A 25,097-nucleotide genomic window follows, 5' to 3' on the forward strand; every position below is an offset into this window, starting at 1 on the left:
GGAACTTTATCAATGCAGGAATAAAAAATCGGGGCCACGCCAGTGCGCAGCCCCGGTTTTGGTCTGATTCAAACGGCGTCTCCAGCTGGGAGATCAGCCATTTTGTCAGTTGTCGTCGCCATCGCGGTCGTTGTCATGACCGCGGCCATGGCCACGTCCGTGCTTCCACATGCCGCGCTTCAGGTCGGCCTTGGTGATCACGCCGTCCTTGTTGCTGTCCATGCGAGCGACCATTTCGGCGGTCTTGGCCTGTTGCTCTTCGCTTGTGATACCGAGATCGCCATTGGTGTCCAGCGACTGGAACATGCGAACGAGATGCTCGTCATTCAGTGTCGCCCAGATGGCGGAGAAGCCGTCCTTGTCGAAGGACCCCGTACCGGACGGATCGGCGGAGGCGAAGAGCTGACCGCGAACGGTGTCGAATTCCTCACGAGTGATCTTGCCGTCGCCATTCGTGTCGAAGGTTGAGAAGATCATGCGCATCGGGTTCGGTCCGCCGCGCTTGCCGCCATGATGACCATCACGGTCGCCACCACGGCCTCGTCCGTCTTCGCGAGCGTTTTCGCCTTCACCGCGTGCCTGTTGTTCGCCGCGCTCACCGCGCTTTCCGCCCTTTCGCGGTTCCAGAATGCCGTCTCCATCGCGATCCATCCGCGAGAAGATCTTTTCGGACAATCCGTCGAACTCTTCCTTTGTAACTGTGCCGTCACCATTGCGGTCGAGACGCTGGAACGCACGGATGCGCATCGGTTCGCTTTGCACGACGAACTGGGCCTTGAACTCCTCCAGTCCGACGATGCCGTTTTTGTCGGCGTCTGCCGCAGTAAAGAGGCTCGCAGTTTCCGCATCCACTTCTTCCTGCGAAATCGAGCCATCCTTGTTGGTGTCGAAACGCTTGAACATGTGGCCGCCGCGCTTGCCGCCGCCCATGTGCCAGCCGAATGCCTTGTCACCGCCCCCCCAGTGACCGCCCTCACGGGCAGAAACCGCGTAGCTTGCAGTCAATGCGGTAGCGGCGACGGTTGCAGCCAGAAGAGCCAAAGTCGTTTTCTTGAACGGTGTCATCCCAATCAACTCCATCGGGTTTGTTTCCCGCAGGTTGTCCCTGCGACATCCTCAAGATAGGTGGGACATGTGGCAGAACTATCCTTGAAAAACCGCTGAACTGTCGCGGTCTGTCGCGAATCCCCGCGCTGATACATACTGATACAAATTGACCCGGCTTCCGGCAGAAAATCGGGAAAAACCCTCACCAGATTGGTGTAGGAACAAGATCAGGCAAACCCGGAGCAACATGTGTCCGACCCAAGTCCGCATATTCTCGTCGTAGATGACCACCGCGATATTCGCGAGACCCTCGCCCGCTACCTTATCAAGAACGGCTTTCGGGCAACGGCAGTCGAAAGTGCCGCCCATGCACGCAAGGCCCTGAAGGCCGCGGTGATCGACCTTGTCGTGCTGGATATCATGATGCCGGGTGAAGACGGCCTGTCCTTGTGCCGCCATCTGGTGGAGACAGGATCGATCCCCGTCATTTTGCTCACAGCGATGGCCGATGACATGGACCGGGTGATCGGTCTGGAGATTGGCGCGGATGACTATGTGACCAAGCCGTTCAATCCCCGCGAATTGCTGGCACGGGTCAAAGCCGTCCTTCGCCGCACCAATCAGGAACCGCGCGACCGCGATCCGCTGGAAAGTGACCAGCTGCATTTCGAGGGATGGCGACTGGATGTGGGCAAGCGGGAGCTGTTCAACCAGCTCGGCGAGCCGGTCATCCTGTCCAGCGGTGAATTCCAGCTGCTCTGCGCCTTTTTGAAACGACCGCGCATGGTGCTCAACCGCGATCAGCTGATGGATCTGACCAGCGGGCGCATGCCAAACGTGTTTGACCGATCCATCGACAATCAGGTCTCGCGCCTGAGAAAGAAGATCGAGGTTGACCCGAAGGATCCGCGCCTGATCAAGACGGTCTGGGGCGGAGGCTACATGTTTACCGCCGATGTGTCGGATAGCGCCGCATGATCAAGGCCACCCTGTCCCGCCTTGCCCCGAAAAGCCTTGCCGGCCAGCTGATCTGTCTGCTTCTGGCGGCCGTCTTCGTGTCGCAGATGATCAGCATCTGGGTGTTTCATGACGAGCGCCGGATCGCCCTGATCCAGCTTGCGCGGGACAATCTGCTTCAGCGCAGCGTGGAAGTGGCCAAACTCCTTGAAGACACTCCGGCCGATCTTCATCCGCGTATTCTGGAAGCGTCGTCCAGCCAGTTCACCCGGTTCTGGGTCTCTGACAAGGCCCTGCTCCGGTCCAGCGGAACCAGCAGCACCGAACGTCATATCCTGCACATGCTGGGATCGGAATTCGCCGACGGCCGCGACATCAATCTGCAGATGGAAGACCCGCCCCGACGGGACAGGCGCCCGCCTCCCCCACCGCGCGCAGAGGATCGGCGCAAGGATCGCTCGCCGCCGGACCGGCTGCTGGGTCGCAAGGTGGACCTGAAACTGAGCATTCCGCTCAAGGGCGGGTCCTATCTCAATCTGGCCACCAGCTATCGCCCGCCACCCTGGGCCATCAAGCCCCTGATGACCCAATTGGCGATCATGGCAGCCCTGATCATCCTGATCGTGATCTTCGTGGTGCGCCGCCTGACGCGCCCGCTGAAGAACCTTGCGGATGCCGCTGGCAGCCTGGGCCGGGGCGAGGATGTGCCGCCGCTGAAGGAAAGCGGACCCGGCGAAGTGCGGGCCGTGATCGCCGCCTTCAACGAGATGCAAGACCGGCTGACGCGCTTTGTCTCGGATCGCACCAAGATGCTGGCGGCCATCAGCCATGATTTGCGCACGCCCATCACCTCCCTGCGGCTGAGAGCCGAATTCATCGAGGATGACGAGAACCGGGAGAAGATCATCCAGACCCTGGATGAAATGGCGTCCATGGCCGAGGCAACGCTGACCTTTGCCAAGGAAGCCTCCTTCAAGGAAAAGGGCGAGACCATCGACCTTGCCGCCCTCCTGTCGGAGCTTGCCGCCGACCAGCAGACGCTCGGCCACGCCGTGTCACTGGAGGAAGCCGCACCCCTGCTTGCTCCTTGTCGTCCGATGGCGCTGAAACGGGCGCTGCGCAACCTCGTTGAAAACGGAGTGCGCTACGGGGAGGCGGTATCTGTTCGCCTGATGGCAGAACCGGACGCGGCCCTCATCACCATTTCCGACAAGGGCCCCGGCATTCCGGATCACAAGCTGGATGACGTGTTTGAGCCCTTCGTACGGCTTGAGGATTCCCGCAGCGAGGAAACCGGCGGCATTGGTCTCGGTCTCTCCATTGCCCGCTCCATCATCCACGCCCATGGCGGGCAGCTGAGCCTCGCCAACGGACCGGCAGGCGGCCTTGTGGTGACAGTCAGACTGCCTTTGGGTTGATCATCGAAATGCAGTGATAGCGGCCCACTTGGTTTCAACTCCGTCATATCCGCTACCAAGCCATTCGTTCATATTCACTTCGGACCAGGCACCGTTCCGGCGCCACACCGATATCAACTCTTCTGGGGTTAGGTAGTTATAATATCGACCAAATTTGTCATAACCCTCGGCTTCTCCAAGTTTGAAGCTTGCCCAAACTACTCCGCCCCCCAACAAGGCCTTGTTGATGCGGATAACTATGTCGGGCAGCAAGTTTCTTTCGGCGTGTGTGAGGGACGCACACGCATATACTCCGTCGAACGCACTATCGAATTCCAGCTCGTTGAACTGCATGATTTGAACTTGCCGCCCCAAACGTTCCGTGGCAATAGCGGCCAATTCTTCTGAACCATCTGTGGGCAGCACGTCAAAGCCGTTTGCAAGCATTATTTCTGCATCCGCTCCACTGCCAGTTCCCAGTTCCAGAACCTTGGCGCCAGATTTCAGATATTTTGTAAAATGATTTAAATTTTCATCGGGCATCCCCATATCAGAGGCGTATTTGAGGGCGTTTATATTGTAAAATTTCAAAGTATCATTCACTAGACTTCTCCATCTGCATGTAAAGACTTCACATACAACACTGGGTGTCTTACCCGCCATGCACCTCCACACTGTCCGTCGGGGCTTCATCGCGGTCGGTCATGCCATAGTCGCGGATGATGCTGACGACGCGCAGGCGATAATCCTTGAAGAAGCTGCCCCGGCCAGCGGCCTGGGCTTTCCTGTGCTGGGTCAGTTTTCGCCATTCATCGAGCGCGGCCTCGTCGCGAAAGAACGACAGCGACAGCAGCTTGTCCGGATTGGTGAGGCTCTGGAACCGCTCCACCGAGATGAACCCGTCGATCTGCTCGACAAGCGGGCGCATCTGCGCGGCCATGGCCAGATAGGCGTCCTTCTTGTCCGCATGCGGTTCCACTTCAAAGATGACGCCGATCATGATGTTTCCTCTCCCCTCATGAGGAGGCCAGCTTCAGGAAGGTGCGGTCTTCCCGCAAGAGGAATTTTTCCTTTTGCGCAAAGAGATAGTTTTCGCGGCCCAGCGGGTCGTTCATCAGCCGGGCGCGGTAGGCCTCGTATTCGGCTAGGCTTTCCATATTGTAAACCCCATAGGCCAGCGTGCTGGACCCCTCATGCGGGGCATAGTAGCCAATGAGGTCTGCGCCGCAGCGCGGAATCGCAACGCCCCAATTGCGGGCATATTCCTGAAAGGCAGCCTTTTTCGTGGGGTCGATGTGGTAACGGATGAAGCAGGTAATCATCGTGTTGGTCCTTTTTGGTTTGGTGGCCTGCTTCTGCCATGTTGCGCGCAACACATGCTTCGATTAGGATCGAAGTATGAAAGAAGGACCGGACATTGCCCAACTTGCCGCGCTGATCGGCGATCCCGCGCGTGCCAACATGCTGACGGCGTTGATGAGCGGCAAGGCGTTGACCGCTTCGGAACTGGCTCAGGAGGCAGGAGTTGGTCTCTCCACCGCCAGTTCTCACCTTTCCAAGCTGCAGGACGGCGGACTTCTGGCGCAGGCCAAACAGGGACGCCATCGCTATTTCAGCCTCTCGGGGCCTGATGTCAGTGCGGTTCTGGAAGCCCTGATGGGTCTTGCGGCCAATCAGGGCCATTTGAGAACGCGCACCGGCCCGAAGGACCCGGCCCTGCGCGCTGCCCGCGTCTGTTATGACCATCTGGCGGGCGATCTGGCCGTGCGTATCTTCGACAGCCTGACGGAACGCGGCTTCCTGACCGCCCAATCCGGGCCCGGCGGCCTTGCGCTGACGGCAGCGGGCAAGGCTTTCATGAGCGAGTTCGAGATTGACCTTGCTTCGCTTTCCAAAGCCCGCCGTCCCATGTGCCGCGCCTGCCTTGACTGGAGCGAACGCCGCAACCATCTGGCCGGCGGCATCGGCGCTGCCCTCCTCTCCCGCTTTCAGGATCTCGGCTGGGCCCGCCGGGAAAAGGACAGTAGGATCATCCACATCTCCCCGACCGGTCGGCAGAAGCTGCTGGAGCTGTTCCCGCTCGGTTGAGCTGGCTGGACCCCATGCCTTGGAAACATGAGAACTTACCTTGCCAAAACGGGTGATGCGAAGCCCTGTGAATGCCGTTCATGTTCAGTTCGTCCTCCCCGACTTGATCGGGGATCCATTGGATTCCAGCGGCCTATCCGTTTTAAAAGTTCACTCGACACGACAAGAGCTCACGTTTCAGCTCGTGCAAACCTGAGAGGCATATTGGATCCCGCATCAAGTGCGGGATGACGTCTCGTGTTGGTGGGGCCTCTGTGGTCTTAAAAAACAGCGCCGCACGCGATATCACCATCCCCTCCCCTTTTTGGCGAGGGAAATTCATCGCGTTCTGGCGATCACCGGAATTGACAGGGACCGCAGTTCCGACCACACCCAGACATAACGCAGAGGTATTTTAAGTCGTATTATTGGGGAGCAGGCACTAATGGCATACTGGATAGAGCTGGCCTATAGCAATCGGGAACCGCGCTTTGAGTTTCTGGATGGGCCTGAGAACATGTACATGTATGGCTTGAGCGCATACAGAACTGCTCCTGTTGAAAGGCTACCGACGCAGGCAAGGGAAACCTCCAAGAAAAAGGTCTATCCCGATATCTTCGCCATGCCCGGCCTCAATGCTGTCAGTGAGCGGTTCAAGACCCTTGTCGAGAGCTTTGAGCCGGGGGTCCATCAGTTCTTTCCCCTGACGCTTTATCGCAAGGATGGCGAGTTGGTCGAAGACCGTTACTACATCTTCAACTGCCCAATTTCCTTTGGTTGTGTTTTGACAAATCGTTCCGAGGTGATCTGGGTCGAAGGGACAGAATTATATCCGCCACGCCCAGACCTAAGCCCCGCCAGAAAAACTGTGTTTAGTAAACCAGCCATCGATGGGCGACACCTTTGGGGAGAAAGTTTCAGAATGACTGGGCTTTTCATCTCGGACGAGCTTCACAAGGCGATGAAGCGCGAGAAGATCAAGTACTTTACCGCTGAGTATTGCGAAGAATTGGATGAGCCCTGGACGCCGGAAGACAACATTCAGCCGATCCTGGATTGGGAAAAGGCGCATTCTGGCAATTGAAAAACGGTTTTGCCCAAGGGAGCATTTGAGTCGGAATGATGTTTCGCCTTGCCCGACCGTCATCCCCGACTTGATCGGGGATCCATTGAATTCCAGCGGCCTGTCCGTTTTCAAAGTTCACTCAACACGACAAGAGCTCACGTTTCAGCTCGTGCAAACCTGAGAGGCATATTGGATCCCGCATCAAGTGCGGGATGACGTCTCGTGGAGGTAGCAAGTTCCTGCTCGGCTGGAGCAACGGAAGCTGCACGATCTCTCCGTCCCCTCCCCCTTGTGGGGAGGGCAAGGGTGGGGGTGAAAGTCGTTCTGCAGGACCGGGTTTCCGGATGGGGCGGGATGTACCCCCTCCCCACAAGGGGGAGGGGAACAAGTGGCCATTGCAAGCCAAGCGGTGGAACGCAGACGACCAGAGACGCCCAAATGAAAAAAGGCGCGGACCAATTCGATGTAGCTGTTTGGCTATCTTGTTCCTTTAAACACCAGATTATTGGCCGCGTGAACAGAGCGATATAATTTCAAGAAACGCGCCACGCCCGCAGCGTCGGAAACCCGATAAAAACACCCAAACTCCCTTAGATGAAGGCATGTATTTGGACCTTGCAAAGACACAACAACCTGAATAGCGTGCGCGACCGAATTAGCGACAAAAAAGCCTTTTGAGGGAATCAAATGAAAGCACTTTTCATCATGGTGTTGTCACTCGCGCTTACCGGGTGCCTGTCCAACGAAAACACTTACAAGCAAGCGGACGATAGCGAAATAACCGAGTACGAAAATCAATTAAGAAGCGGAAAATCGGTAGTCATGGGAGACGTCTATATAGACGAAACCTTTTGCGGGATCAGCACGACGTACATTGCGCGAGAAGGCGGAGAGGAGGTATACAGCATTAATAAACAAGATAAAATCAATCGATCTATTAGTATATTCTCCAAAGAAGATAAGGTCGTCGTTTCACCCGGCAACTACAGGGTGGTAGGATTACGTTGCTACAAGAGCTATGTATCACTAGAGGACGGAAAAAAGTCCCTCTCGAAAGAAATTAACGACCTGAAAGCACTTTTGCAGCCGCGATTTAATGTTAAAAGCGGGCAGATACTTCACATTGGCACCCTGAGAATTAAGACGGTAAAGAAATCTACGTTCCTAAACGACGCCCGGGTATTGGTGGTGAGAGAGCCCACATCTGAACAGGCGAAAGCAGCGGCAAGAGATGCATTCGGGCGATTGAGTAATCAGCTCGTATTCACCGAATAAGTATGCCCTTGATAATTTTTATAGTCCTGATCGTTTTGCAACGATCAGGATCAATCCGAGGCTCCCTGACCGGTCGGCAGAAGCTGCTGGAGCTGTTCCCGCTGGATTGAATGCAAAAAAAGCGCGGACCGGAGCCCGCGCCTCATTATTCTGATGAAACCTGAAAGTGTCAGGCAGCGTTCTTGGACTTGAACTCGGCCCGGCGGCGATGCAGGACCGGTTCGGTGTAGCCGCTTGGCTGCGTGGTTCCTTCGAACACCAGATCGCAAGCCGCCTGGAAGGCGACGGAGCCGTCATAGTCGGCCGCCATCGGACGGTAGAGCGGGTCACCCTCGTTCTGGCCGTCGACCACCTTGGCCATGCGCTTCATGGTCTCCATGACCTGATCGCGGCTGGCAACGCCGTGATGCAGCCAGTTGGCAATGTGCTGGGCGGAGATGCGCAGGGTTGCGCGGTCTTCCATCAGGCCGACATTGTTGATATCCGGCACCTTGGAGCAGCCGATGCCCTGCTCGACCCACCGCACGACATAGCCAAGAATGCCTTGTGCGTTGTTGTCGAGTTCAGCCTGAATGTCTTCCGGGGCCCAGTTCGGACGCTCGGCGACCGGAATGGACAGGATGTCTTCCACCTTGGCCGGGGTGCGCTTCTTCAGCTCGGCCTGCCGCTCGGCAACGCTCACCTTGTGATAGTGCATGGCGTGCAGGGTTGCTGCGGTCGGGGACGGAACCCAAGCCGTGTTGGCGCCCGACATCGGGTGGCCGATCTTCTGCTCCAGCATGGTGTGCATCAGGTCCGGCATGGCCCACATGCCCTTGCCGATCTGCGCGTGACCCGGCAGACCGCAGGCCAGGCCGACATCCACGTTGTTGTTCTCATAGGCCGCGATCCAGGTCGCTGCCTTCATGTCGCCCTTGCGGATCATCGGACCGGCATCCATCGAGGTGTGCATCTCGTCGCCGGTGCGGTCAAGGAAGCCGGTATTGATGAAGAACACGCGATCCTTCGCAGCGCGGATGCATTCCTTGAGGTTGACCGTCGTGCGGCGTTCCTCGTCCATGATGCCCATTTTCAGGGTGTTGCGCGCCATGCCCAGCGCGTTTTCGATCCGGTCGAACAGCTCGACCGCGAAGGCCACTTCTTCCGGGCCATGCATCTTCGGCTTGACGATATAGACCGAACCGGCACGCGAATTGGCGCGGCGGCCGTTCGGGCCAATGTCATGCAGCGCGATCAGGGATGTGACCATGCCGTCGAGAATGCCTTCCGGGATCTCGTTGCCATCCTTGTCCAGAACCGCATCGATGGTCATCAGGTGGCCGACATTGCGCACCAGCAACAGCGAGCGGCCATGCAGCGTGACCTTTGACCCGTCCGGACCGGTGTAGGCGCGGTCGCCATTCATCTTGCGCGTAACCGTCTTGCCGCCCTTTTCGAAGGATTCCTGCAAGTCGCCCTTCATCAGGCCGAGCCAGTTGGAATAGATGACCACCTTGTCTTCGGCATCCACAGCGGCAACGGAATCCTCGCAGTCCATGATGGTGGACATGGCAGACTCGATCACGACGTCTGCGATGTGTGCCTTGTCTACGGAGCCGATCGGATGGTCGGCATTGATGATAATATCGAGATGGAGGCCGTTCTTCTTCAGGAGCACGCTCTTTGGCGCAGAAGCCTCGCCGGTATAGCCCGCAAATTGAGCGGCATCGGCGAGCGACGTGGCGCCGTCATCCGTGGAAACAACCAGAGCGCCATTGGCAACGGAGAGACCCGTGACGGCAGTCCATGAACCGTCTGCCAGCGCGGCAGCTTCGTCCAGAACCCTGCGTGCATAGGCAATCACTTGCGCACCGCGAGCCGCGTCATAACCACCGCCCTGCGGCTTTGAGCCCATGGCGTCGGTGCCGTAGAGCGCGTCATAGAGCGAACCCCAGCGGGCGTTGGCAGCGTTCAGTGCATAACGGGCATTCATGACCGGCACGACGAGCTGCGGGCCGGCCACTTCGCCGATTTCCGGGTCGACATTGGTAGTTCCGACCTGAAAGTCGTCGCCCTGAGGGACCAGATAGCCGATCTCGCTGAGGAACGCCTTGTAGGTTGCCATGTCCGGGGACCCCGGATTGGCCTTGTGCCAGGCGCTGATCTGCTGCTGCAGCGAAGCCCGCTTTTCAAGAAGGGCCCGGTTTTTCGGGCCAAGATCATGGACCAGTTCGGACAATGCTGCCCAGAACCCGTCTTCGGAAACACCAGTGCCCGGAAGTGCCTTCCGGTTGACGAACTCATAAAGCTCTGCGGCAACCTTGAGCCCATGAATGTCGATGCGATCTGTCATTAAAGCTAAACCCCAAATTCGTTCCAGAAACCGGCAATGAGTGCCGGACTTACCACGCGTTGTGGGCCCCCATGGCCTTCGGGTCAATGGGACCTGCCCTTAATGACCTTCTACATTATCGAAACAATTGAAGTAACGCTTTTCCCAATTCAGGCAATCACATAATGCCTCTTCCGCCCTTGCCACCCTCGTGTTTCTGCGCCATGAGGTGTAGACATGCGGCTTTCAACCGATATCCCGGCAACCGATAGTCCGTCCCAACCGAAGACCTGCAACCGTCTTCCTTAAGCAGTTTTCGCAATGACCAGCGTCCTTTCCGTTCTTGGCGGTCGCCTTTATGGCAATGCCATCCTGCTGCTGACCCTGACAACGTTGTTCTGGGGCGGAAATGCCGTGGCTGGTCGGCTGGCGATTGGCGAAGTGTCCCCGATGGTCATCGTGACCTTGCGCTGGTGGATCGTCGGCTGTGTTCTGGGCATCAGTCTGTGGCCGCGCATTCGGGCCGAATGGCCCATGATGCGCCCCTATTTCGGCCGGATGATCCTGATGGCCGGGTTCGGCTTCATTGCCTTCAATTCGCTTTTCTACGTTGCCGCCTACACGACCACCGCCGTCAATATCGGCATCATTCAGGGATCGATCCCGATCCTTGTCCTGATCGGCTCTGTCTTTTTGTTCAAGACCCCGGCATCGCTTGCCCAGGTCCTTGGCATTTTGACCACCCTGCTAGGGGTCGCACTTGTTGCCTCGCATGGTGACCTGAGGGTTCTGCTGACACTGACGGTCAATCCCGGTGACGGCATCATGCTGTTCGCCTGCCTGCTCTACTCCGGCTACACACTTGCCCTGAGAAAACGCCCTCAGGTTTCCGGTCTGGTTTTCTTTGCGGTGCTGGCAATGATCGCGGCGGTTACCTCGCTGCCCGCCCTCGCCTACGAGATTGCCAATGGCACCGCCCGGCTCCCCACGCAAAAGGGCTGGATGATCGTCATGTTCATCTCGCTGTTTCCGTCCTGTCTGGCGCAGATCTTCTTTATGCGCGGCGTGGAACTGATCGGCCCGGCCCGGGCGGGGATTTTCGTCAATCTGGTGCCCATCTTTGCCCCCATACTGGCTGTTCTGGTTCTGGGAGAACCGTTCAAGTGGCACCACGCGGCAGGTCTTGCGCTTGTTCTGGGCGGAATCTACCTTTCCGAGAGGAAGAAAAAGGCTTCAATCTAAAGGCCTTACCCTAGGTTATTATACCAGATAATTTCCCATTTTTTTGACCAAACGGTTGACATTTACATCACGCAACGGAAGGTTCGCGCCAAACCTGAAGTCATTCATTTGAATTGTTTCGAAAGCGCGCCCATGACCTTGTTTTTGAATCGCAAAACCCTTTCAGCCCTTATCGTACTCTTGGGCTTTTTGGCGCTGCCGCTTTCCGCGGAGGCGGGTTTGCTTTCAAAACTCGCAAGGGAAGGTGCAGAGGCTGCAGGCAGCGCTGCAAAAAAGTTTGATGCCCCGATCCCGAAACTGGAAGACGGCATATGGTTTGCCAAGAAACTGCCTGCCAAGGCCGGGGCCGCTAACATGGCCCTTCTGCCGGGCGAGAACGGCACCTGGCGGCTGATCACGGAAGCTGGCGACGAGGTTCCCCTTTCCTCTCTGGATGAAATGGCCGGAGCTGCCGACGGCGCTGCAACGCAAGTCGTCAAGGGCTTGGCCGGAGACGCACCCAAGATCACAAAGCTGAAGAACACCCAGATCGCCATCCGCGAGGCTGACTTCTTCAAACTGCGCGACCAGATCGGCGATATCCCGAAGTCGCTGGATCTTCAGATTGTCCGCAATTCCGGAAAGACCCTGCCACTGAAGCAGGTTCGTGCCGGAGACAAGTCCCGCCTCATGGTGGAGCTCGACAAGGATGTCCTGCTTAACCCGAAAAACCTTCGGGCAATGGATGCGAACCTGAAGTTCCTCGACACACCGGTGAAGCAGGCGGACCTGAAAATCGCCCGGTTCGATAGCACCGCGAAGGCCAAACAGCAGGCAGCCAGGCAGACTCTGAACGATCCGACATCCATTCTCGATCCAAACCTGCTGGAATCCAGCCTTGCCAAATACAAGAACCGAACCCTGATGCTTGGAGGCAAGGTGACCACGGATCCGGCAACCGGGGCGAAGGTCCTGCAGGTCAAGGACGGCGGCAAGATCGTCAATCTGGATCTCGCCACTCTGGATGCCTCTGCTGCGCGCCAGCGCGTCAATCTGATGCTGGTCGACACGGGAACCCCCACCCAACCGGGCAAGTCGCTCTTCTCCAAAACCAGTCTGGAGAAGCGCTTCGCGACAGCCCAGACGGCCTTCACTCAGGCTGATCTGATGAAGGCCGTAACGCCGCCCAATGCGAAGACGATCATCAATGCCGCCGAAGACGGCAAAACGCGGATCACAATGACGACCCGCCACTTTGACGCTGACCCGGCGGCCGCAGCTGCAGCCGCTGCAGACGATTACACGCTTGCCGGATGGCTACTGGAAGGCGGCGCGCGTGTTGCCGCCCGTCAGGTGACATACTTTGCCGAAGACCCGGATCATACCGAAGAGATGAACGGGCGCTGGCTGCCCTGGTTCAAGAACATGGACCTGATCGTCTATAGCGTGTTCGCTGTCGTCTTTGTCTTCACCGCTACCAAGACCTGGGGCTGGTGGAAGGCTCTTTGGCGGATGGTCGCCCGCAAATCTCGCGAGGATGAAGATTTCCCGAAGGGGGTGCGGATTGCCCGCATGATCACCTTTGCCCCGTTCTCCATGGTCATGTTTTTTCCGGCGCTTGTCTGGATCGGGGTTGTCAGCCAGCTCTCGTTCCTTGCATGGCCATTCCGCAAACTGTTCGGCAAGGCAAATCCCGGCGCAGCGTGACAACGCGGTCTCGACGGAAAAGCAGCGCTGTTTTGCCATAATTTTTCCGTCGAAACTGCTTGGAAATGTCATGAGTTAGGGGCACATTGCCCCGCATGGAAACACCGATTGTCGTCGGCGCCTTTGCGCTTTTGCTCATCACGATCTCCCTGCTTCAGCCGCTTGCCCGCCGTCTTGGCGTTGCCCCGAGCGTGCTTCTGGCCATGGTTGGAACCTTGATCGGGATCGTGGCGACCTACCTGCTCTATACGCCGACAACCGATGCTTTCAACGAGATCGCGAACGTCTTCGTGAACCTGCCGTTCGATTCGGAGAAGATCCTCTACATCTTCCTGCCGATCCTGCTGTTCCAGACATCGCTGACCCTCGATTTCCGCCGGATCATGGAGGATATCGGCCCCATTCTGGTCATGGCGGTTGTCGCGGTGCTGTTTGCCACGGCCTTCATCGGCTTTGCGCTTTATCCATTGTCCGGCGTTCCGCTGGTCGCCTGCCTGCTGCTCGGCGCGATTGTCGCCACCACGGACCCGGTGGCCGTCGTCGCGATCTTCCGGGATATCGGCGCCCCGGCGCGGCTTGGGCGTATCGTGGAAGGGGAAAGCCTTCTCAATGACGCGGCGGCCATCGTGCTTTTCGTGATTCTGCTTGGCATCCTGACGGGTCAGGCGGAGCCGGACGCAACGCACGCAGCCATTGCCTTTGGCCGGTCCTTCATTGGCGGTCTCATTGTCGGCATTCTCGTTGCGCGTCTTTTTGTCTTTGCCCTGCCCTTGCTGCGCGACCTTCCGCTGGCACAGGTGACCCTGAGCCTTGCCCTGCCCTATGCCATCTACGTTTTCAGTGACCAGTTTGCGGATGTGTCTGCCGTAGTGGCGGTTGTTGCGGCAGGCATCGTGTTCAATCTTCACGGCCCGTCCCGCATTTCGCCCCAGCACTGGACATTCCTTCACAATGTCTGGGAGCAAATCGCGTTCTGGGCGTCCTCGCTCATCTTCGTTCTCGCCGCTATCTTGATCCCGCGGCTTGTGGCCGGATTTACGCCGCTCGACATCCTGTTGCTTCTTGTGGTGATCATTGCGGCACTTGCCTCGCGCGCCGTCGTCATTTTCGGACTGCTTCCCGCCCTCAGCCTGTTTGACAAGCGCAAGGCCGTCAGCACCAAGTTCAAGACGGTCATGCTCTGGGGCGGCATGCGCGGCGCCATCACGCTCACTCTGGCACTCAGCGTTGCCGAACACTCAGCCTTGTCCGATGACATCTCCAGCTTTGTGACCCGCCTTGCCACCGGCTTTGTCCTGTTCACGCTTCTGGTCTATGGCACGAGCCTCAAACCTCTGATCCGCGTTCTGGGGATCGACAAGCTGTCCGCCCGAGATCAGGCGCTGCGCAGTCAATATCTCGCGCTGGCCCTGTCCGATGTGCGCCAGGGCGTCAGCGAAGCGGCGCAAGATTACCAGATCGATCCGTCGGTTTCCGGCCCGATCGTCTCGACCTATGCAGAACGAGCGGATGCGGCCCTTGAAAGCGCGGGACAGTCGGACGGGCTGACCGACAAGGATCGCGTTATCCTCGGGCTGATCGCGTTGACCGACCGGGAACGTCAGCTGGTTCTTGAGCATTTCAACGAAAAGACGCTGTCGAACCGGACCGTCGGCATGCACCTGGCACTTGCCGGTCGGATCAACGACCTGACGCGGCAGGACGGGCGTGCGGGCTACAACCGGGCAGCGCGCGAACCGCTGAAATTTGGCTGGCGGTTCCGGCTTGCCCAGATCCTCCAGCGCCGCCTGAAGATCAATCGGCCACTTGCCACGCTTCTGGCGGACCGGCTGGAGTTCCTCCTTGTCTGCAGGATCATTTCTCGTGAGCTCGTGACCTTCAACCGAAACCGCATTCGCCGGCTTGTCGGGCCGCGTGTCGGTGACATCTTGCACGAAACCCTTGCGACCCGCCGTGGTGAAATCCTCAAAGCCATTGAGGCCATTCGCCTGCAGTACCCCGATTATGCCGACGCGCAGGAAGAGCTTTTCCTCAAGCGCACGGGCTTGCGCATGGAGGAGACCACCTATGCGGAGGCACATGAAAGCTCGCTGATCGGCACCGAGCTTTACAACGACCTGATGCGGGAGACGTCCAAGGTTCGCCAGGAGACAATGCGGCGCTCCGAACTGGATCTGCGGATGAAAACGCGTGAGCTTTTGGCCGAGCATACGCTGTTCATGGGCTTGTCCGACAAGCGTTTGAAAGACATTGCCCGCATGATGCGCCCGCTTTTTGCAACGCCGGGCGAACGCCTGATCCGCAAGGGCGACAAGGGCGACAGGGCCTACTTCATTGCCTCTGGCGCGGTGGAAGTCCATGCTGGCAACAACGCCTTCCGACTTGGTAGCGGCGATATTTTCGGCGAAATCGCGCTGGTGACCGGCCAACCCCGCAGCGCCGATGTGATTGCGCTTGGCTATTGCCAGTTGCTGACACTCAATGCATCCGACTTCCGTGCCTTGATGGAACGCGCCCCTGACCTCAAGGAGCACGTGGATCGTCTGTCGCGACGGCGCCTCAACATGAACACCGGTTCCGCATTGATCGAGCCGGAAGCCATCGCTGCGCCGGCAGAAACCCCGGTCCAACCCGCTACTGAACCTCCAGTATCCGAAGCTCCCGAAACAGTACCAGCGCCTGCAGATCCGGTTCCGGAACAGAATGAGGCAGCTCAGGCACCTGAAGCGGCGGAGGCTGACAGCAAGGCGGACACCACGACAGAAGCCGATACAGGGCCGACCCCGGTCAACACCACTGACGGACCTGCGGCCGAAGAACCTGCTGCGGAGACCACGGCCACAGATCCGGATCAGCCCGCGCCTAAGGTCGCACAGACGACGCCAACAGATACCGCCGAACCTTCACTCGAGGTGGCGGAGGCGACACCGCCAAAGCCTTAGACTTCTTTGAGCCAGTATCAAGGAGACTTGGCCTGCTGCGTCATGGCGAACCAATTCGCCGCCTGCAAGCCTTGTGTGACAGCTCTGACTGGGGAACTCTTCTTCCCAAAGATGATCTGAACCAGGGAGATGGGCATGTCGTTATCCGGCAAGGTGGTTTTGGTAACCGGGGCAAGTTCGGGAATTGGTCGCGCGACGGCGCTCGCTTTTCTGAACGAGGGAGCCCGCGTGGTTCTGACCGGGCGCAGGCAAGCCCAGCTACAGGAAACGGCCGATCGGGCGAAATCGGGAGAAGCCCTGTGTGTTTCCTGTGACGTGTCCCAGTCGGATCAGGTGGATGACCTGTTCCGCCAGATCAAGGAACGCTTCGGACGGCTTGACGTCACCTTCAACAATGCAGGCAACAACGTTCCGCAGGCCCCGATTGATGAAATCCCGGTCGAGGATTGGCTGAAGGTCCTCAATGTGAACCTGCATGGCGCGTTCCTGATTGCGCGCGGGTCCTTTGCGATGATGCGCCACCAGTCGCCGCAGGGGGGACGGATCATCAACAACGGGTCGATCTCCGCGTCTGCCCCGCGCCCGGGTTCTGCCCCCTACACCACCACAAAACACGCCATCACCGGCCTGACCAAGACCCTGTCGCTGGATGGGCGGGCCTTTGACATTGCCTGCGGCCAGATCGATATCGGCAACGCAGCATCCGAAATGACGGCTGACTTCGGCAAGGGCATGCCTCAGGCCAATGGCACCGTGATGCCGGAACCGGTGATGGATGTGACCCATGTGTCCGATGCCGTCTTGAACATGTCCCGGCTGCCGCTTTCCGCCAACGTGCAGTTCATCACCATCATGGCCACAAAGATGCCGCTGATCGGACGTGGATAACAAAAGGGCGGGGTTTCCCCCGCCCGCTGTTTTTTCCATGTGATGGTGCTTATGCCGATTTCGGCACAGACATGATGTGCGGGTAAGGAATGTTGATGCCGTTCTCGTCGAAGGCCTTCTTCACCGCCTTGAGCATGTGGAACTTCAGCTCCCAGTAATCGCTGGCATCGCACCAAAGGCGCACGCCCAGATCGACCGAAGAATCTCCGAGATTGGTCACCCGCACCCACGGGGCCGGATCGGAATGCACGCGGCTGTCAGCCTTCGCAGTGTCGATGATGAGCTGGATCGCCTTGTCGGCGTCATCGCCGTAATCGATGCCGAAGGTCAGGTCGAGACGGCGGGTTTCATGGGCGGAAAAGTTCGTGACCACGGCCCCCCACGCCTTGCCGTTCGGCATGATGATCTGAACGTTGTCGGGTGTCACCAGCTCGGTGACAAAGAGATTCAGATCCTTGACCGTTCCGGAGGTGCCGCCAATATCAACGAACTGGCCAAGCTTGTACGGGCGGAAGATGATCAGCATGACGCCGGCTGCAATGTCGCTCAATGTCCCCTGCAGGGCGAGACCGATGGCTAGGGTGGCGGCACCAAGAACCGCGACAAGGCTGGTCGCCTCGATACCGAACAGCTGCAATACGGCAATGATCGTGACCAGAAGCACAAGCCAACGAACGAGCGATGCCGCGAAATTGCCAATCGTGTCGTCGATCTTTGGATGGCTGACAACCCGGCGACGGACGATCCCGGAGATCAATCCGGCCAGAAACCAGCCGAGGATGAGAACGACGATAGCCTTTACGGCATTCATGACAACCGGGCCGTAAGCCGCTGCGTATTCCATTGGCATATCCAAATGCATCCGAATTCCCTTAGATCTTCAAGTCCCCCTGGCAGCCTGTATAATTTTTGCAATGCGAAATAGAAACCCCCAATTCCCATAACGTAAGCATTCTTCAAAGGGCGCGTTTGATACACCAAGTGAAGACCCCGCCGACGGGAAAGTGTGACACTGGACTACCCGACAATCTCGCCAATGAGGATCTGAGGCTCGACATCTGTGTAATTGGGAATATCAGCGAGGACCGGACGTCCCGATGCCATGGCCTTTTTCAGCGAGTCATGGTCCTCGAAGATTGCCGTTGCAATCGCATGAAAGCCGGGAGGACTGTCCGGGCCACCGGAAATGCCTTTCGACACAAAGGTCGACAGAATGTAGTCCCCCATGTGTTCCTGCATCAGCGGAAGGTGGGTGTTTTCGTAATACTCGTGGTCAAACCGGCTGCCTTCCTTTGCCGGATAGAGGACCTGCAGGGAAATGGACATTTTACACTCCGTTTCTTGGTCACTCGGTCGGCAATAGCGGCAGACCGGTTCTTGTATTTCCTAAAGCGGCTTCCCGGAGGTATCGACTTTGCGACCGATCACCATCTCGCGTTTTCCGGCAAAGCCCCTTTGTTTTTCAATTTCAAATCCGGCGGCAATCAGGTTCCGGCGAACCCAGCCTGCCGATGTATATGTGGCCAACGTCCCTCCCATGGCCGTCAGTTCGCAAGCCTTCGCCAGCAGGTCTGGCTCCCAGAGTTCCGGGTTTCTGGCCGGAGAAAAGCCGTCCAAGAACCACGCGTCGATGGATTGAAGGACCGGACGACCGGTTTCATCGCATCGGGTGAGATCGGCCGCCTGAGCCTGCTGTACCTCCCCTATGAGCTGGCGCGCATCCCCAATTCCAAGAACGAGGGTTGCCTGATCAAAGTTCAGGATATTCCAGCCGGGCGTCGTTCGCCATTTTTCAAGGAGGTGTGCCGAGAGACCGGAAAGTTTGGGAAAGGCGCCAAGAGCACGGGACAATTGCTCCTGGTCCATCGGGTAAAGCTCGAAGGAAAGGAAGGTGAGATGGCATGCAGCACGACTCGCCTTCAGCGCCTGCAAGGTCGTGAGGAAGTTCAGTCCGGTTCCAAACCCGAATTCCGCAATCGTGAAGGTTTGGCGATCCATGAACCGGTCGGGCATGCCGTTGCCTGCGAGGAACACATGCCGTGTTTCCTCAAGCCCACCAGCCTTGGAAAAGTAGGTGTCGCCGAACAGTCCGGCACGCGGCACGTCATTGTCCAGCCATTCCAGATCCGGCTTGTGGCACACAGACGCGGGCCCCTTCTCCGGCTCAATCAACGACTTCGTAGTGTCACACACCTCACATCCACCTTGCGCTTGTGATATGGACCCAAGCGCATACCGTATATTCTTCATCGTGACCACTGGCGGCAGTTCCTTGACCACGTCTTCCTTGTCCCTCTCCCTTGACCTCGTGATCGTCGGCGCCGGGGTCTTCGGGCTGTCCATTGCCTACAGGGCCCTGAAGGCCGGAATGACGGTTGCCGTCATCGAAGAGCAGTGTGTTGGGGCTGGTGCAAGCGGCGGGCTTCTCGGCGCGCTGATGCCGCACATGCCTGCACGCTGGAACCCGAAAAAGGAGTTCCAGTTCCAATCCCTGTTGCAGCTGGAAACCCACGCACGGGAGGTGGAAAGCGAAACCGGCCTGGCAACAGGCTATCGTCGCTGCGGCCGGATTCTGCCGCTGACCAGCGATGACAAGCTGCAACATCACACCGAGCGCGCCGAGGAAAGCCAAATCCGCTGGAAACCGGAAGAGACCGGCTTTTCCTATGTCGTGGAACAGGCCGGAAGCCGGGCAGACTGGCTGGATCCCGCCTCTGCTCCGTTCGGTCTGGTGCATGAAACACTGGCAGCCCGCATCAGCCCGCGCGCCTATATTGCAGCACTTGCGTCTTACGTGCGCATGAACGGCAATCTTTTCGAGGGTCTTGGTTTCCGCGGATATGACGAACGGACCGGCAAGGTCCGGACAGAGGGAATCGGCCCGACCCTCACATGCGAGAGGCTTGTGCTTGCCAACGGATACCAGGCCTATGACACGCTGCAGGACTTTACCGGACAGGCGATTGGCCGGGGTGAAAAAGGGCAGGCCATCCTGATGGACGGGCGCGGGCTGGAAGACCGCCCGGCGATCTACTGTGAAGGCCTGTATGTGGTTCCCCATGAAGACGGCACCGTTGCAATCGGCAGCACCTCGGATCGTGATTTTCAGGATGCCTCGGTCGATCCGCGCCGGACGGAAGAACTGGTTTCACGGGCCACAGCCTTCTGCCCCAGCCTGAAGGGCCGTGAAATCCTGACGGCATGGGCCGGGATACGTCCGCGCTGCAACAAGCGCGACCCCATGATCGGCCTCCTGCCGGAGCATTCAAGGACATTTGCTGCGGTCGGCGGTTTCAAGATTTCCTTTGGAATAGCCCATTTGGTGGCACGGGCCCTTGTTTCGGAACTTGCCGGTCAAACACCCGAAGTTCCCCTGCCCGAAACCTTCCGCCCGGACCATCACTTCGGCACGAATCTACTGCCCGCGGATCAGCGGGAATGACAACAAAAAACCGCGCAAGGTCTGGCGCGGTTACCGGGCAGTACAGATTGCAGGAAGGGTCAGCTGCTGGCCAGCAGGTACATAACGTACACTGTCAGCGCAATCGAGCCCCAGAACAGGCCGTTTTTCGCAAGAAGCAGCGGAAGACCCAACGGCTCGATCTTGTGCGCAGCCGCGACCGAAGCGACCGATTGGCGCTCTGTGCGATGATGTGAAACTGCTGCAGCCTTTGGCATGATGACGCCTGTGGGTGGAGATAATTATTCCCAATGTGCTATGAGAACCCTTAATACATGGTAAAGAGATTACTCTAGAACTTCCTATTGCCAAGTGTGATTTTTTGACATTTCCAACCTCAATTCACGCAGCGTCACAATCTTTAAACTACCTCAAATTGCATTTTACATGAAAACGTCAGTCCACGGGAAAGAAATTGAGCCTCGAAAGCGTTCGAAACCATCTCATGTATGCCGCCCCGGATGTACGGATCATCATAACGGAAACCAGCAGCGCGACAGTGGATTTGGCAGCCGCCGCCCACGGCGTCGAACCGGCACAGATTGCCAAAACCCTCTCCATTCGCGGCAAGGAGGAGGTCTTCCTGCTTGTAACTCGGGGCGACGCGCGACTCGACAACAAGAAGGCCAAGGCAACCTTTGGCAGCAAGATCAAGATGCTGGGGCTGGACGAGGTGGAGGAGATCACTTCCCATCCGGTCGGCGGCGTCTGCCCGTTTGGCCTGCCCTCACCTCTCAAGGTCTATTGCGACACGTCCCTGAAGGCCTTTGCAGAGGTGATCCCGGTAGCCGGTGCGACCAACGCAGCCGTCCGCATCTCTCCGGACAGGATGGCAGACATCACCGCAGCCACATGGGTGGATGTCTGTCAGGAACCGACAGCATAGAAAGCAATAACCGTGCGAATTATTTCAAAACTATTTCTTGGTATCTGGTTATCAATTCTCATTTTTCTGGCTCCCGCCTCTGCAGACAGTGACATTCAAAGAGTGAATAATTGCTGGGCGATGCCGTTCAAGGAACATATGCCTTCAGAGGCAGTCATTATCTCTTTTCGTCTGGACGAGGCTGGCCAACCTCAGAATATTGAGATCGTAAAATACCTGCCTGAAGGTACTTCATTTCCGGAACTCGGCTTTAGTGCAATCCGTGCTGTCAAGCGCTGCGCGCCGTATCATGGCGTAACCGATCCGCACGTGATTTTGACCTTCAAACACGAGCAATGGCCGGGACAAATTCAAAAAAGTAAGAATAAACCCTAAACCCCGTAATACTCGCGGTACCAGGCGACAAATTTGGCCACACCCTCTTCGACGCTGGTTTTCGGTTTATAGCCGGTGAGTTTTTGCAAGAGGGACGCATCAGCCCAGGTGGCGGGAACATCGCCGGGCTGCATGTCCATCATGTTCTTTTCGGCCTTTTTGCCGAGCGCGGTTTCAACCGCCTCAATGTAACGCATCAGCGGAACACATTCGGAATTGCCGATATTGACCACCCGCCACGGCGCGACCGGCGACAGGCTGTCGCCCTCCTCTACCACGCCGTCTTCCGGGCGGACGGGAACCGCATCGATCAGTCCCCGGATCCCTGCCACGAGGTCCTCGACATAGGTGAAGTCGCGCTTCATGTCGCCGTGATTGTAGACATCGATGGGCTTGTCTTCGAGGATCGCCTTGGTGAACTTGAAAAGCGCCATGTCCGGGCGGCCCCACGGGCCATAAACGGTGAAAAAGCGGAACATGGTGACCGGCAGACCAAACAGATGCGCGTAGGAATGCGCCATGTTTTCCGTGGCCTTCTTGGTCGCCGCATAAAACGACATCTGGTGATCCGCCTTTTCCGTTTCGCGAAAAGGCATGTTCGTGTTGGCACCAAAGGCAGAGGATGTTGACGCCATGAGCAGATGCTCCGGCGGATGCGCACGCGCGGCTTCCAGTATCTCGAATGTGCCGCAAATATTGGCTTCCAGATAGGCGCGCGGATTGTCGATCGAATAGCGAACGCCTGCCTGAGCAGCCAGATGCACCACGACGTCCGGAGTTTCGGCTGCGAACAGCTCCATCATCAGGCCGGGTTTTTCGATGAAGTCGTTGATGGCGCGAAAATGCTCGTTCTGCAGCAGCCGTTGCTGACGGCGCTCCTTCAGCTTCACGTCATAATAATCGGTCATGGCATCCACGCCGATGACCCGATACCCATCGTCCAAGAGCCTTTGGCACAAAAATGATCCGATAAAGCCAGCCGATCCGGTGACGAGCGCAGTTTTCATGAAGCCGAATTCCGATTTGAAAAGATGCAGGAAGCTGTAGCCGGGTCACTCTCTCGCTTCAAGCCATGGGTTGGAACAATTGCGGAAAAGCTGCTGGCGAAGCACTTGTTCTCTCCCCCTTGTGGGTTGTACGGGCCGGGGAGAGGTGAAGGGGGATCGCGCAAAGTCGTCTTCCTCGGCCTTGAGCCGAGGATCTACCCAGGTTCGCAGCACGGTAGATGGTCGGGTCAAGCCCGACCAAGACGACGGTGAAGTTTGATCAAGACAGCTTCGCTCACAAATAGCTGCTATGCCCCACCCCCCTCGTTCGTCATCCCGGCCAAGCAACGCGCGAGCCGGGATCGGGGAGCCTCTCATGTCACAGCAAGGCACCGGGCGCCCCGGCCCCGGATCTTCGCTTTGCTGCGTCCGGGGTGACGATGGAGAGGTGGTGCAAGCTCGCCTTTTTCATCGAGAAATGGCGAAGGTTTCGTGATTTACGGCGAGACCCTATCCCCTCACCCGCCGCTGCGCGTCGACCTCTCCCGATGGGAGAGGTGTAGGGGCAGAGCCCTCATACAATCCTCCGCCGCCCGCAATTTCCGTTTGGGCATATTTAACAAGGCGCGTGTACAGTCCCGGTCCGTTGCATGGTCAAAGTGATTTCAAACGCGCTGCGAGGCCGATTTAGGGTCAGCCTGAGGAGATGATAATGACAGAAGGCGCTGTTTATGCTTTTGGTTTCAGGGCCGAGGCGCCACACCTCATCGGCTCCCGCCTTTTGGACGGGAATGTCAGTAAAATCGAATACATCGATTCAACTTTTGACAAGGGGCTTAGTCCTCTTTTTGAGCCGGGCGATATGTATGCTGGGCGCGCCGTCAAGTCGGAACATGTTCCGACAATGGTTGAATGGTCCAGCAAACGCTACCCCCCCCCGATACTTTTCTGTCTGAAGTGATCTTTGTGTCAGATGCGTTCAAGGACATCGTTGAACGTCACGAGCCCGGTGTACATCAGTTCTTTCCTGTTGAAGTGGTCTACAAGGACGGATCGTTTGCGCGACAGATGTATTTCTTCAACATTTGCAATCGTCTGGACACAATGGATCGGGATAGGGCGACTGCAGAACTTCGCAATGGCATCATGTGGGACCCCCGAACTGGCGACTTCGCCTTTAGTCTAGAGAAAATTGGTTCCGCCCATGTCTGGAAGGACAAGCATGTTCATCCGGGACGGTTCTTTTCAAGTGCCGTTGCAGATGAGTTCAAGAGCCAGGGCCTCACTGGCATTTCTTTACATCCATATCCTGCCGTTTAGAAACGTAATGAGTTCCTCTTTCGTCTTCCTCGGCCTTGAGCCGAGGATCTACCCAAGTTCGCATCGCATTAGATGGTCGGGTCAGGCCCGACCAAGTCGACGCAGAGATGGTGCTACCTCCCTCTCCCGTTGGGAGAGGGCCGGGGTGAGGGGTGGAGATATTGGGGTTTACGGCGAGACCCTATCCCCTCACCCGCCGCTACGCGGCGACCCCTCCCCATGGGAGAGGTTTAGGAGCAGAGCCCTCATACAATCCTCCGCCGTCCGAAGTTTCCGTTTGGGCATATTTAACAAGGCGCGGATACAGTCCCCGTCCGTTGCATGGTCAAAATGATTTCAAACGCGCTGTGCGCCGGTTTCGGGTCAGCATGATCAGCGTGAGGAGAAAGTTATGTCAGAAGGTGTTGTTTATACTTTTGGTTTCAGGGATGAAGCACCGCATATTATCGAGTCTACGCTTCTGGATGGGGATCGCCGTAAGATCGAATATGTCGATACGACTCTTGATAAGGGGCTGAACTCTCGATTCAAAGCAGGGAAAATGTATGCGGGGCGTGCAGTCAAATCGGAACATATTCCTACAAAGGTTCAGTGGTCCAGCAAGCGTTATCTGCCACCTGATATCTTTCAAAGTGCTGGCCTGATCTTTGTGTCCGATGCGTTCAAGGACATCATCGAGCGCCATGAGCCGGGCGTGCACCAGTTCTTTCCTGTTGAAGTGGTATTCAGGGACGGATCCTTTGCGCGGCAAATGTATTTCTTCAATATTTGCAATCGTCTGGATGGGATGGACCGGGGTAGGGCAACCGCCGAACTAATTAATGAAATAGCCTTTGAACCACGAACAGGCACCTTCGTGTTCAGTCTCGAAAAAATCGGCTCCGCCCATGCGTGGATTGATAAGCATGTCCACTACGGACAGTTTTTTTCCAGCCAGGTAGTGGATGACTTCAAGCGCGCCGGATTAACCGGCCTTGTTGTTCAACCCTATGTAGCATTCTGAAACTTAAAGAGGTTTTCGTTCGTCTTCCTCGGCCTTGAGCCGAGGATCTGCTCAAGTTCGCAGCGCAGTAGATGGTCGGGTCAGGCCCGACCAAGACGACGCAGAGATGGTGCTACCTCCCCTCTCCCGTTGGGAGAGGGCCGGGGTGAGGGAGTGAAATGTCGAGGTTTGCGGCGAGATCGCATCCCC

General features: G+C 57.4%; 25 protein-coding genes. 15 read left to right on the forward strand and 10 right to left on the reverse strand.

Going from position 1 to position 25,097, the window contains the following annotated elements; genetic code table 11:
- Window positions 1-105: 105 nt before the first annotated feature.
- Entirely contained in the window at window positions 106-1,080 is a 975-nt protein-coding gene (locus tag F0155_RS03325; protein ID WP_150523047.1) for an EF-hand domain-containing protein, read from the reverse strand.
- A gap of 216 nt (window positions 1,081-1,296) precedes the next feature.
- Between F0155_RS03325 and F0155_RS03330 the strand changes: the two genes are divergently transcribed.
- Window positions 1,297-2,025 carry a response regulator gene (locus tag F0155_RS03330; RefSeq protein ID WP_150523048.1) on the forward strand — a complete coding sequence of 243 codons (729 nt, stop codon included), beginning with the start codon at window positions 1,297-1,299 and terminating at the stop codon, window positions 2,023-2,025.
- Window positions 2,022-3,422, forward strand: a complete 1,401-nt coding sequence (locus F0155_RS03335) for an ATP-binding protein (protein WP_150523049.1) — start codon at window positions 2,022-2,024, stop codon at window positions 3,420-3,422. The genes F0155_RS03330 and F0155_RS03335 overlap by 4 nt, the downstream gene beginning before the upstream one ends.
- Here F0155_RS03335 and F0155_RS03340 read toward each other — a convergent pair whose 3' ends face one another.
- The 3 genes from F0155_RS03340 to F0155_RS03350 are packed head-to-tail and all read right to left on the reverse strand — an operon-like array spanning window position 3,423 to window position 4,723.
- On the reverse strand, window positions 3,423-4,004 hold the full coding sequence (locus tag F0155_RS03340; protein ID WP_244303452.1) for a class I SAM-dependent methyltransferase: 582 nt from the start codon (window positions 4,002-4,004) through the stop codon (window positions 3,423-3,425).
- A 49-nt stretch (window positions 4,005-4,053) separates the two neighbouring features.
- Window positions 4,054-4,401, reverse strand: coding sequence for an antibiotic biosynthesis monooxygenase family protein (locus F0155_RS03345; protein WP_150523051.1), 348 nt, complete (start codon window positions 4,399-4,401; stop codon window positions 4,054-4,056).
- A 16-nt stretch (window positions 4,402-4,417) separates the two neighbouring features.
- Entirely contained in the window at window positions 4,418-4,723 is a 306-nt protein-coding gene (locus F0155_RS03350; RefSeq protein WP_150523052.1) for an NIPSNAP family protein, read from the reverse strand.
- Between the two features lie 76 nt (window positions 4,724-4,799).
- Between F0155_RS03350 and F0155_RS03355 the strand changes: the two genes are divergently transcribed.
- The 3 genes from F0155_RS03355 to F0155_RS03365 all read left to right on the forward strand — a co-directional run bounded on the left by F0155_RS03355 (window position 4,800) and on the right by F0155_RS03365 (window position 7,809).
- On the forward strand, window positions 4,800-5,489 hold the full coding sequence (locus tag F0155_RS03355; protein WP_150523053.1) for a winged helix-turn-helix domain-containing protein: 690 nt from the start codon (window positions 4,800-4,802) through the stop codon (window positions 5,487-5,489).
- A 502-nt stretch (window positions 5,490-5,991) separates the two neighbouring features.
- On the forward strand, window positions 5,992-6,552 hold the full coding sequence (locus tag F0155_RS03360) for an imm11 family protein (protein WP_161599743.1): 561 nt from the start codon (window positions 5,992-5,994) through the stop codon (window positions 6,550-6,552).
- A gap of 669 nt (window positions 6,553-7,221) precedes the next feature.
- A complete protein-coding gene (locus tag F0155_RS03365; RefSeq protein WP_150523055.1) occupies window positions 7,222-7,809 on the forward strand; it encodes a hypothetical protein in 588 nt (195 codons plus the stop codon).
- A 169-nt stretch (window positions 7,810-7,978) separates the two neighbouring features.
- Here the strand turns inward: F0155_RS03365 and F0155_RS03370 are convergent, their stop codons facing one another.
- Window positions 7,979-10,141, reverse strand: a complete 2,163-nt coding sequence (locus F0155_RS03370; protein ID WP_150523056.1) for a malate synthase G — start codon at window positions 10,139-10,141, stop codon at window positions 7,979-7,981.
- Between the two features lie 300 nt (window positions 10,142-10,441).
- On the opposite strand from F0155_RS03370, the gene F0155_RS03375 reads away from it, so the two are divergent.
- The 4 genes from F0155_RS03375 (at window position 10,442) to F0155_RS03390 (ending at window position 16,878) form a co-directional block, all read left to right on the forward strand.
- Window positions 10,442-11,362: a DMT family transporter gene (locus tag F0155_RS03375; RefSeq protein WP_192913739.1), complete on the forward strand. Its 921-nt coding sequence runs from the start codon at window positions 10,442-10,444 to the stop codon at window positions 11,360-11,362.
- Between the two features lie 132 nt (window positions 11,363-11,494).
- Entirely contained in the window at window positions 11,495-13,048 is a 1,554-nt protein-coding gene (locus F0155_RS03380; protein WP_161599744.1) for a hypothetical protein, read from the forward strand.
- A 95-nt stretch (window positions 13,049-13,143) separates the two neighbouring features.
- Window positions 13,144-15,990 (forward strand): cation:proton antiporter, encoded by a 2,847-nt coding sequence (locus F0155_RS03385; RefSeq protein WP_150523058.1) that lies wholly within the window; start codon window positions 13,144-13,146, stop codon window positions 15,988-15,990.
- 135 nt (window positions 15,991-16,125) lie between these two features.
- On the forward strand, window positions 16,126-16,878 hold the full coding sequence (locus F0155_RS03390) for an SDR family oxidoreductase (protein WP_192913740.1): 753 nt from the start codon (window positions 16,126-16,128) through the stop codon (window positions 16,876-16,878).
- A 49-nt stretch (window positions 16,879-16,927) separates the two neighbouring features.
- Here F0155_RS03390 and F0155_RS03395 read toward each other — a convergent pair whose 3' ends face one another.
- The 3 genes from F0155_RS03395 to mnmC2 form a co-directional block, all read right to left on the reverse strand.
- Window positions 16,928-17,722, reverse strand: coding sequence for a mechanosensitive ion channel family protein (locus tag F0155_RS03395; protein WP_208999102.1), 795 nt, complete (start codon window positions 17,720-17,722; stop codon window positions 16,928-16,930).
- A gap of 173 nt (window positions 17,723-17,895) precedes the next feature.
- The gene (locus F0155_RS03400; protein WP_150523060.1) at window positions 17,896-18,204 is read right to left on the reverse strand and encodes an EthD family reductase; all 309 of its coding nucleotides are present in this window, start codon (window positions 18,202-18,204) and stop codon (window positions 17,896-17,898) included.
- Between the two features lie 60 nt (window positions 18,205-18,264).
- Window positions 18,265-19,071 (reverse strand): tRNA (5-methylaminomethyl-2-thiouridine)(34)-methyltransferase MnmC2, encoded by an 807-nt coding sequence (gene mnmC2 / locus F0155_RS03405; protein WP_208999103.1) that lies wholly within the window; start codon window positions 19,069-19,071, stop codon window positions 18,265-18,267.
- A 79-nt stretch (window positions 19,072-19,150) separates the two neighbouring features.
- Here mnmC2 and F0155_RS03410 point away from each other — a divergent pair, with 79 nt between their 5' ends.
- Window positions 19,151-20,320 carry an NAD(P)/FAD-dependent oxidoreductase gene (locus tag F0155_RS03410; protein ID WP_208999104.1) on the forward strand — a complete coding sequence of 390 codons (1,170 nt, stop codon included), beginning with the start codon at window positions 19,151-19,153 and terminating at the stop codon, window positions 20,318-20,320.
- Window positions 20,321-20,379: 59 nt separating this feature from the next.
- On the opposite strand, the gene F0155_RS23345 is transcribed toward F0155_RS03410, so the two are convergent.
- Window positions 20,380-20,556, reverse strand: a complete 177-nt coding sequence (locus F0155_RS23345) for a hypothetical protein (RefSeq protein ID WP_161599745.1) — start codon at window positions 20,554-20,556, stop codon at window positions 20,380-20,382.
- A gap of 197 nt (window positions 20,557-20,753) precedes the next feature.
- Between F0155_RS23345 and F0155_RS03415 the strand changes: the two genes are divergently transcribed.
- Together F0155_RS03415 and F0155_RS03420 are read left to right on the forward strand one after the other, a co-directional pair.
- A complete protein-coding gene (locus tag F0155_RS03415) occupies window positions 20,754-21,224 on the forward strand; it encodes a YbaK/EbsC family protein (RefSeq protein WP_150523062.1) in 471 nt (156 codons plus the stop codon).
- 12 nt (window positions 21,225-21,236) lie between these two features.
- Entirely contained in the window at window positions 21,237-21,599 is a 363-nt protein-coding gene (locus tag F0155_RS03420) for an energy transducer TonB (RefSeq protein ID WP_150523063.1), read from the forward strand.
- On the opposite strand, the gene F0155_RS03425 is transcribed toward F0155_RS03420, so the two are convergent.
- Window positions 21,596-22,606, reverse strand: a complete 1,011-nt coding sequence (locus F0155_RS03425; protein ID WP_150523064.1) for a GDP-mannose 4,6-dehydratase — start codon at window positions 22,604-22,606, stop codon at window positions 21,596-21,598. The genes F0155_RS03420 and F0155_RS03425 overlap by 4 nt on opposite strands.
- Window positions 22,607-23,297: 691 nt before the next feature.
- Between F0155_RS03425 and F0155_RS03430 the strand changes: the two genes are divergently transcribed.
- From F0155_RS03430 to F0155_RS03440, 3 genes are all read left to right on the forward strand, one after another.
- Window positions 23,298-23,546: a hypothetical protein gene (locus F0155_RS03430; RefSeq protein ID WP_150523065.1), complete on the forward strand. Its 249-nt coding sequence runs from the start codon at window positions 23,298-23,300 to the stop codon at window positions 23,544-23,546.
- A 5-nt stretch (window positions 23,547-23,551) separates the two neighbouring features.
- Entirely contained in the window at window positions 23,552-23,905 is a 354-nt protein-coding gene (locus F0155_RS03435; RefSeq protein ID WP_161599746.1) for an imm11 family protein, read from the forward strand.
- A gap of 391 nt (window positions 23,906-24,296) precedes the next feature.
- The gene (locus F0155_RS03440) at window positions 24,297-24,908 is read left to right on the forward strand and encodes an imm11 family protein (protein WP_150523067.1); all 612 of its coding nucleotides are present in this window, start codon (window positions 24,297-24,299) and stop codon (window positions 24,906-24,908) included.
- Window positions 24,909-25,097 lie beyond the last annotated feature (189 nt).

The sequence above is a fragment of the Roseibium sediminis genome (assembly GCF_008711325.1).
Lineage (GTDB): Bacteria > Pseudomonadota > Alphaproteobacteria > Rhizobiales > Stappiaceae > Roseibium > Roseibium sediminis.

Bases quoted from the DNA above. Each gene is read 5' to 3' on its own strand.
- F0155_RS03325 (WP_150523047.1), bottom strand. From the start codon at position 1,080: ATGGAGTTGATTGGGATGACACCGTTCAAGAAAACGACTTTGGCTCTT.
- F0155_RS03335 (WP_150523049.1), top strand. From the start codon at position 2,022: ATGATCAAGGCCACCCTGTCCCGCCTTGCCCCGAAAAGCCTTGCCGGC.
- F0155_RS03345 (WP_150523051.1), bottom strand. From the start codon at position 4,401: ATGATCGGCGTCATCTTTGAAGTGGAACCGCATGCGGACAAGAAGGAC.
- F0155_RS03350 (WP_150523052.1), bottom strand. From the start codon at position 4,723: ATGATTACCTGCTTCATCCGTTACCACATCGACCCCACGAAAAAGGCT.
- F0155_RS03355 (WP_150523053.1), top strand. From the start codon at position 4,800: ATGAAAGAAGGACCGGACATTGCCCAACTTGCCGCGCTGATCGGCGAT.
- F0155_RS03360 (WP_161599743.1), top strand. From the start codon at position 5,992: ATGTATGGCTTGAGCGCATACAGAACTGCTCCTGTTGAAAGGCTACCG.
- F0155_RS03365 (WP_150523055.1), top strand. From the start codon at position 7,222: ATGAAAGCACTTTTCATCATGGTGTTGTCACTCGCGCTTACCGGGTGC.
- F0155_RS03370 (WP_150523056.1), bottom strand. From the start codon at position 10,141: ATGACAGATCGCATCGACATTCATGGGCTCAAGGTTGCCGCAGAGCTT.
- F0155_RS03375 (WP_192913739.1), top strand. From the start codon at position 10,442: ATGACCAGCGTCCTTTCCGTTCTTGGCGGTCGCCTTTATGGCAATGCC.
- F0155_RS03380 (WP_161599744.1), top strand. From the start codon at position 11,495: ATGACCTTGTTTTTGAATCGCAAAACCCTTTCAGCCCTTATCGTACTC.
- F0155_RS03385 (WP_150523058.1), top strand. From the start codon at position 13,144: ATGGAAACACCGATTGTCGTCGGCGCCTTTGCGCTTTTGCTCATCACG.
- F0155_RS03390 (WP_192913740.1), top strand. From the start codon at position 16,126: ATGTCGTTATCCGGCAAGGTGGTTTTGGTAACCGGGGCAAGTTCGGGA.
- F0155_RS03395 (WP_208999102.1), bottom strand. From the start codon at position 17,722: ATGGAATACGCAGCGGCTTACGGCCCGGTTGTCATGAATGCCGTAAAG.
- F0155_RS03400 (WP_150523060.1), bottom strand. From the start codon at position 18,204: ATGTCCATTTCCCTGCAGGTCCTCTATCCGGCAAAGGAAGGCAGCCGG.
- F0155_RS23345 (WP_161599745.1), bottom strand. From the start codon at position 20,556: ATGCCAAAGGCTGCAGCAGTTTCACATCATCGCACAGAGCGCCAATCG.
- F0155_RS03425 (WP_150523064.1), bottom strand. From the start codon at position 22,606: ATGAAAACTGCGCTCGTCACCGGATCGGCTGGCTTTATCGGATCATTT.
- F0155_RS03430 (WP_150523065.1), top strand. From the start codon at position 23,298: ATGACAGAAGGCGCTGTTTATGCTTTTGGTTTCAGGGCCGAGGCGCCA.
- F0155_RS03440 (WP_150523067.1), top strand. From the start codon at position 24,297: ATGTCAGAAGGTGTTGTTTATACTTTTGGTTTCAGGGATGAAGCACCG.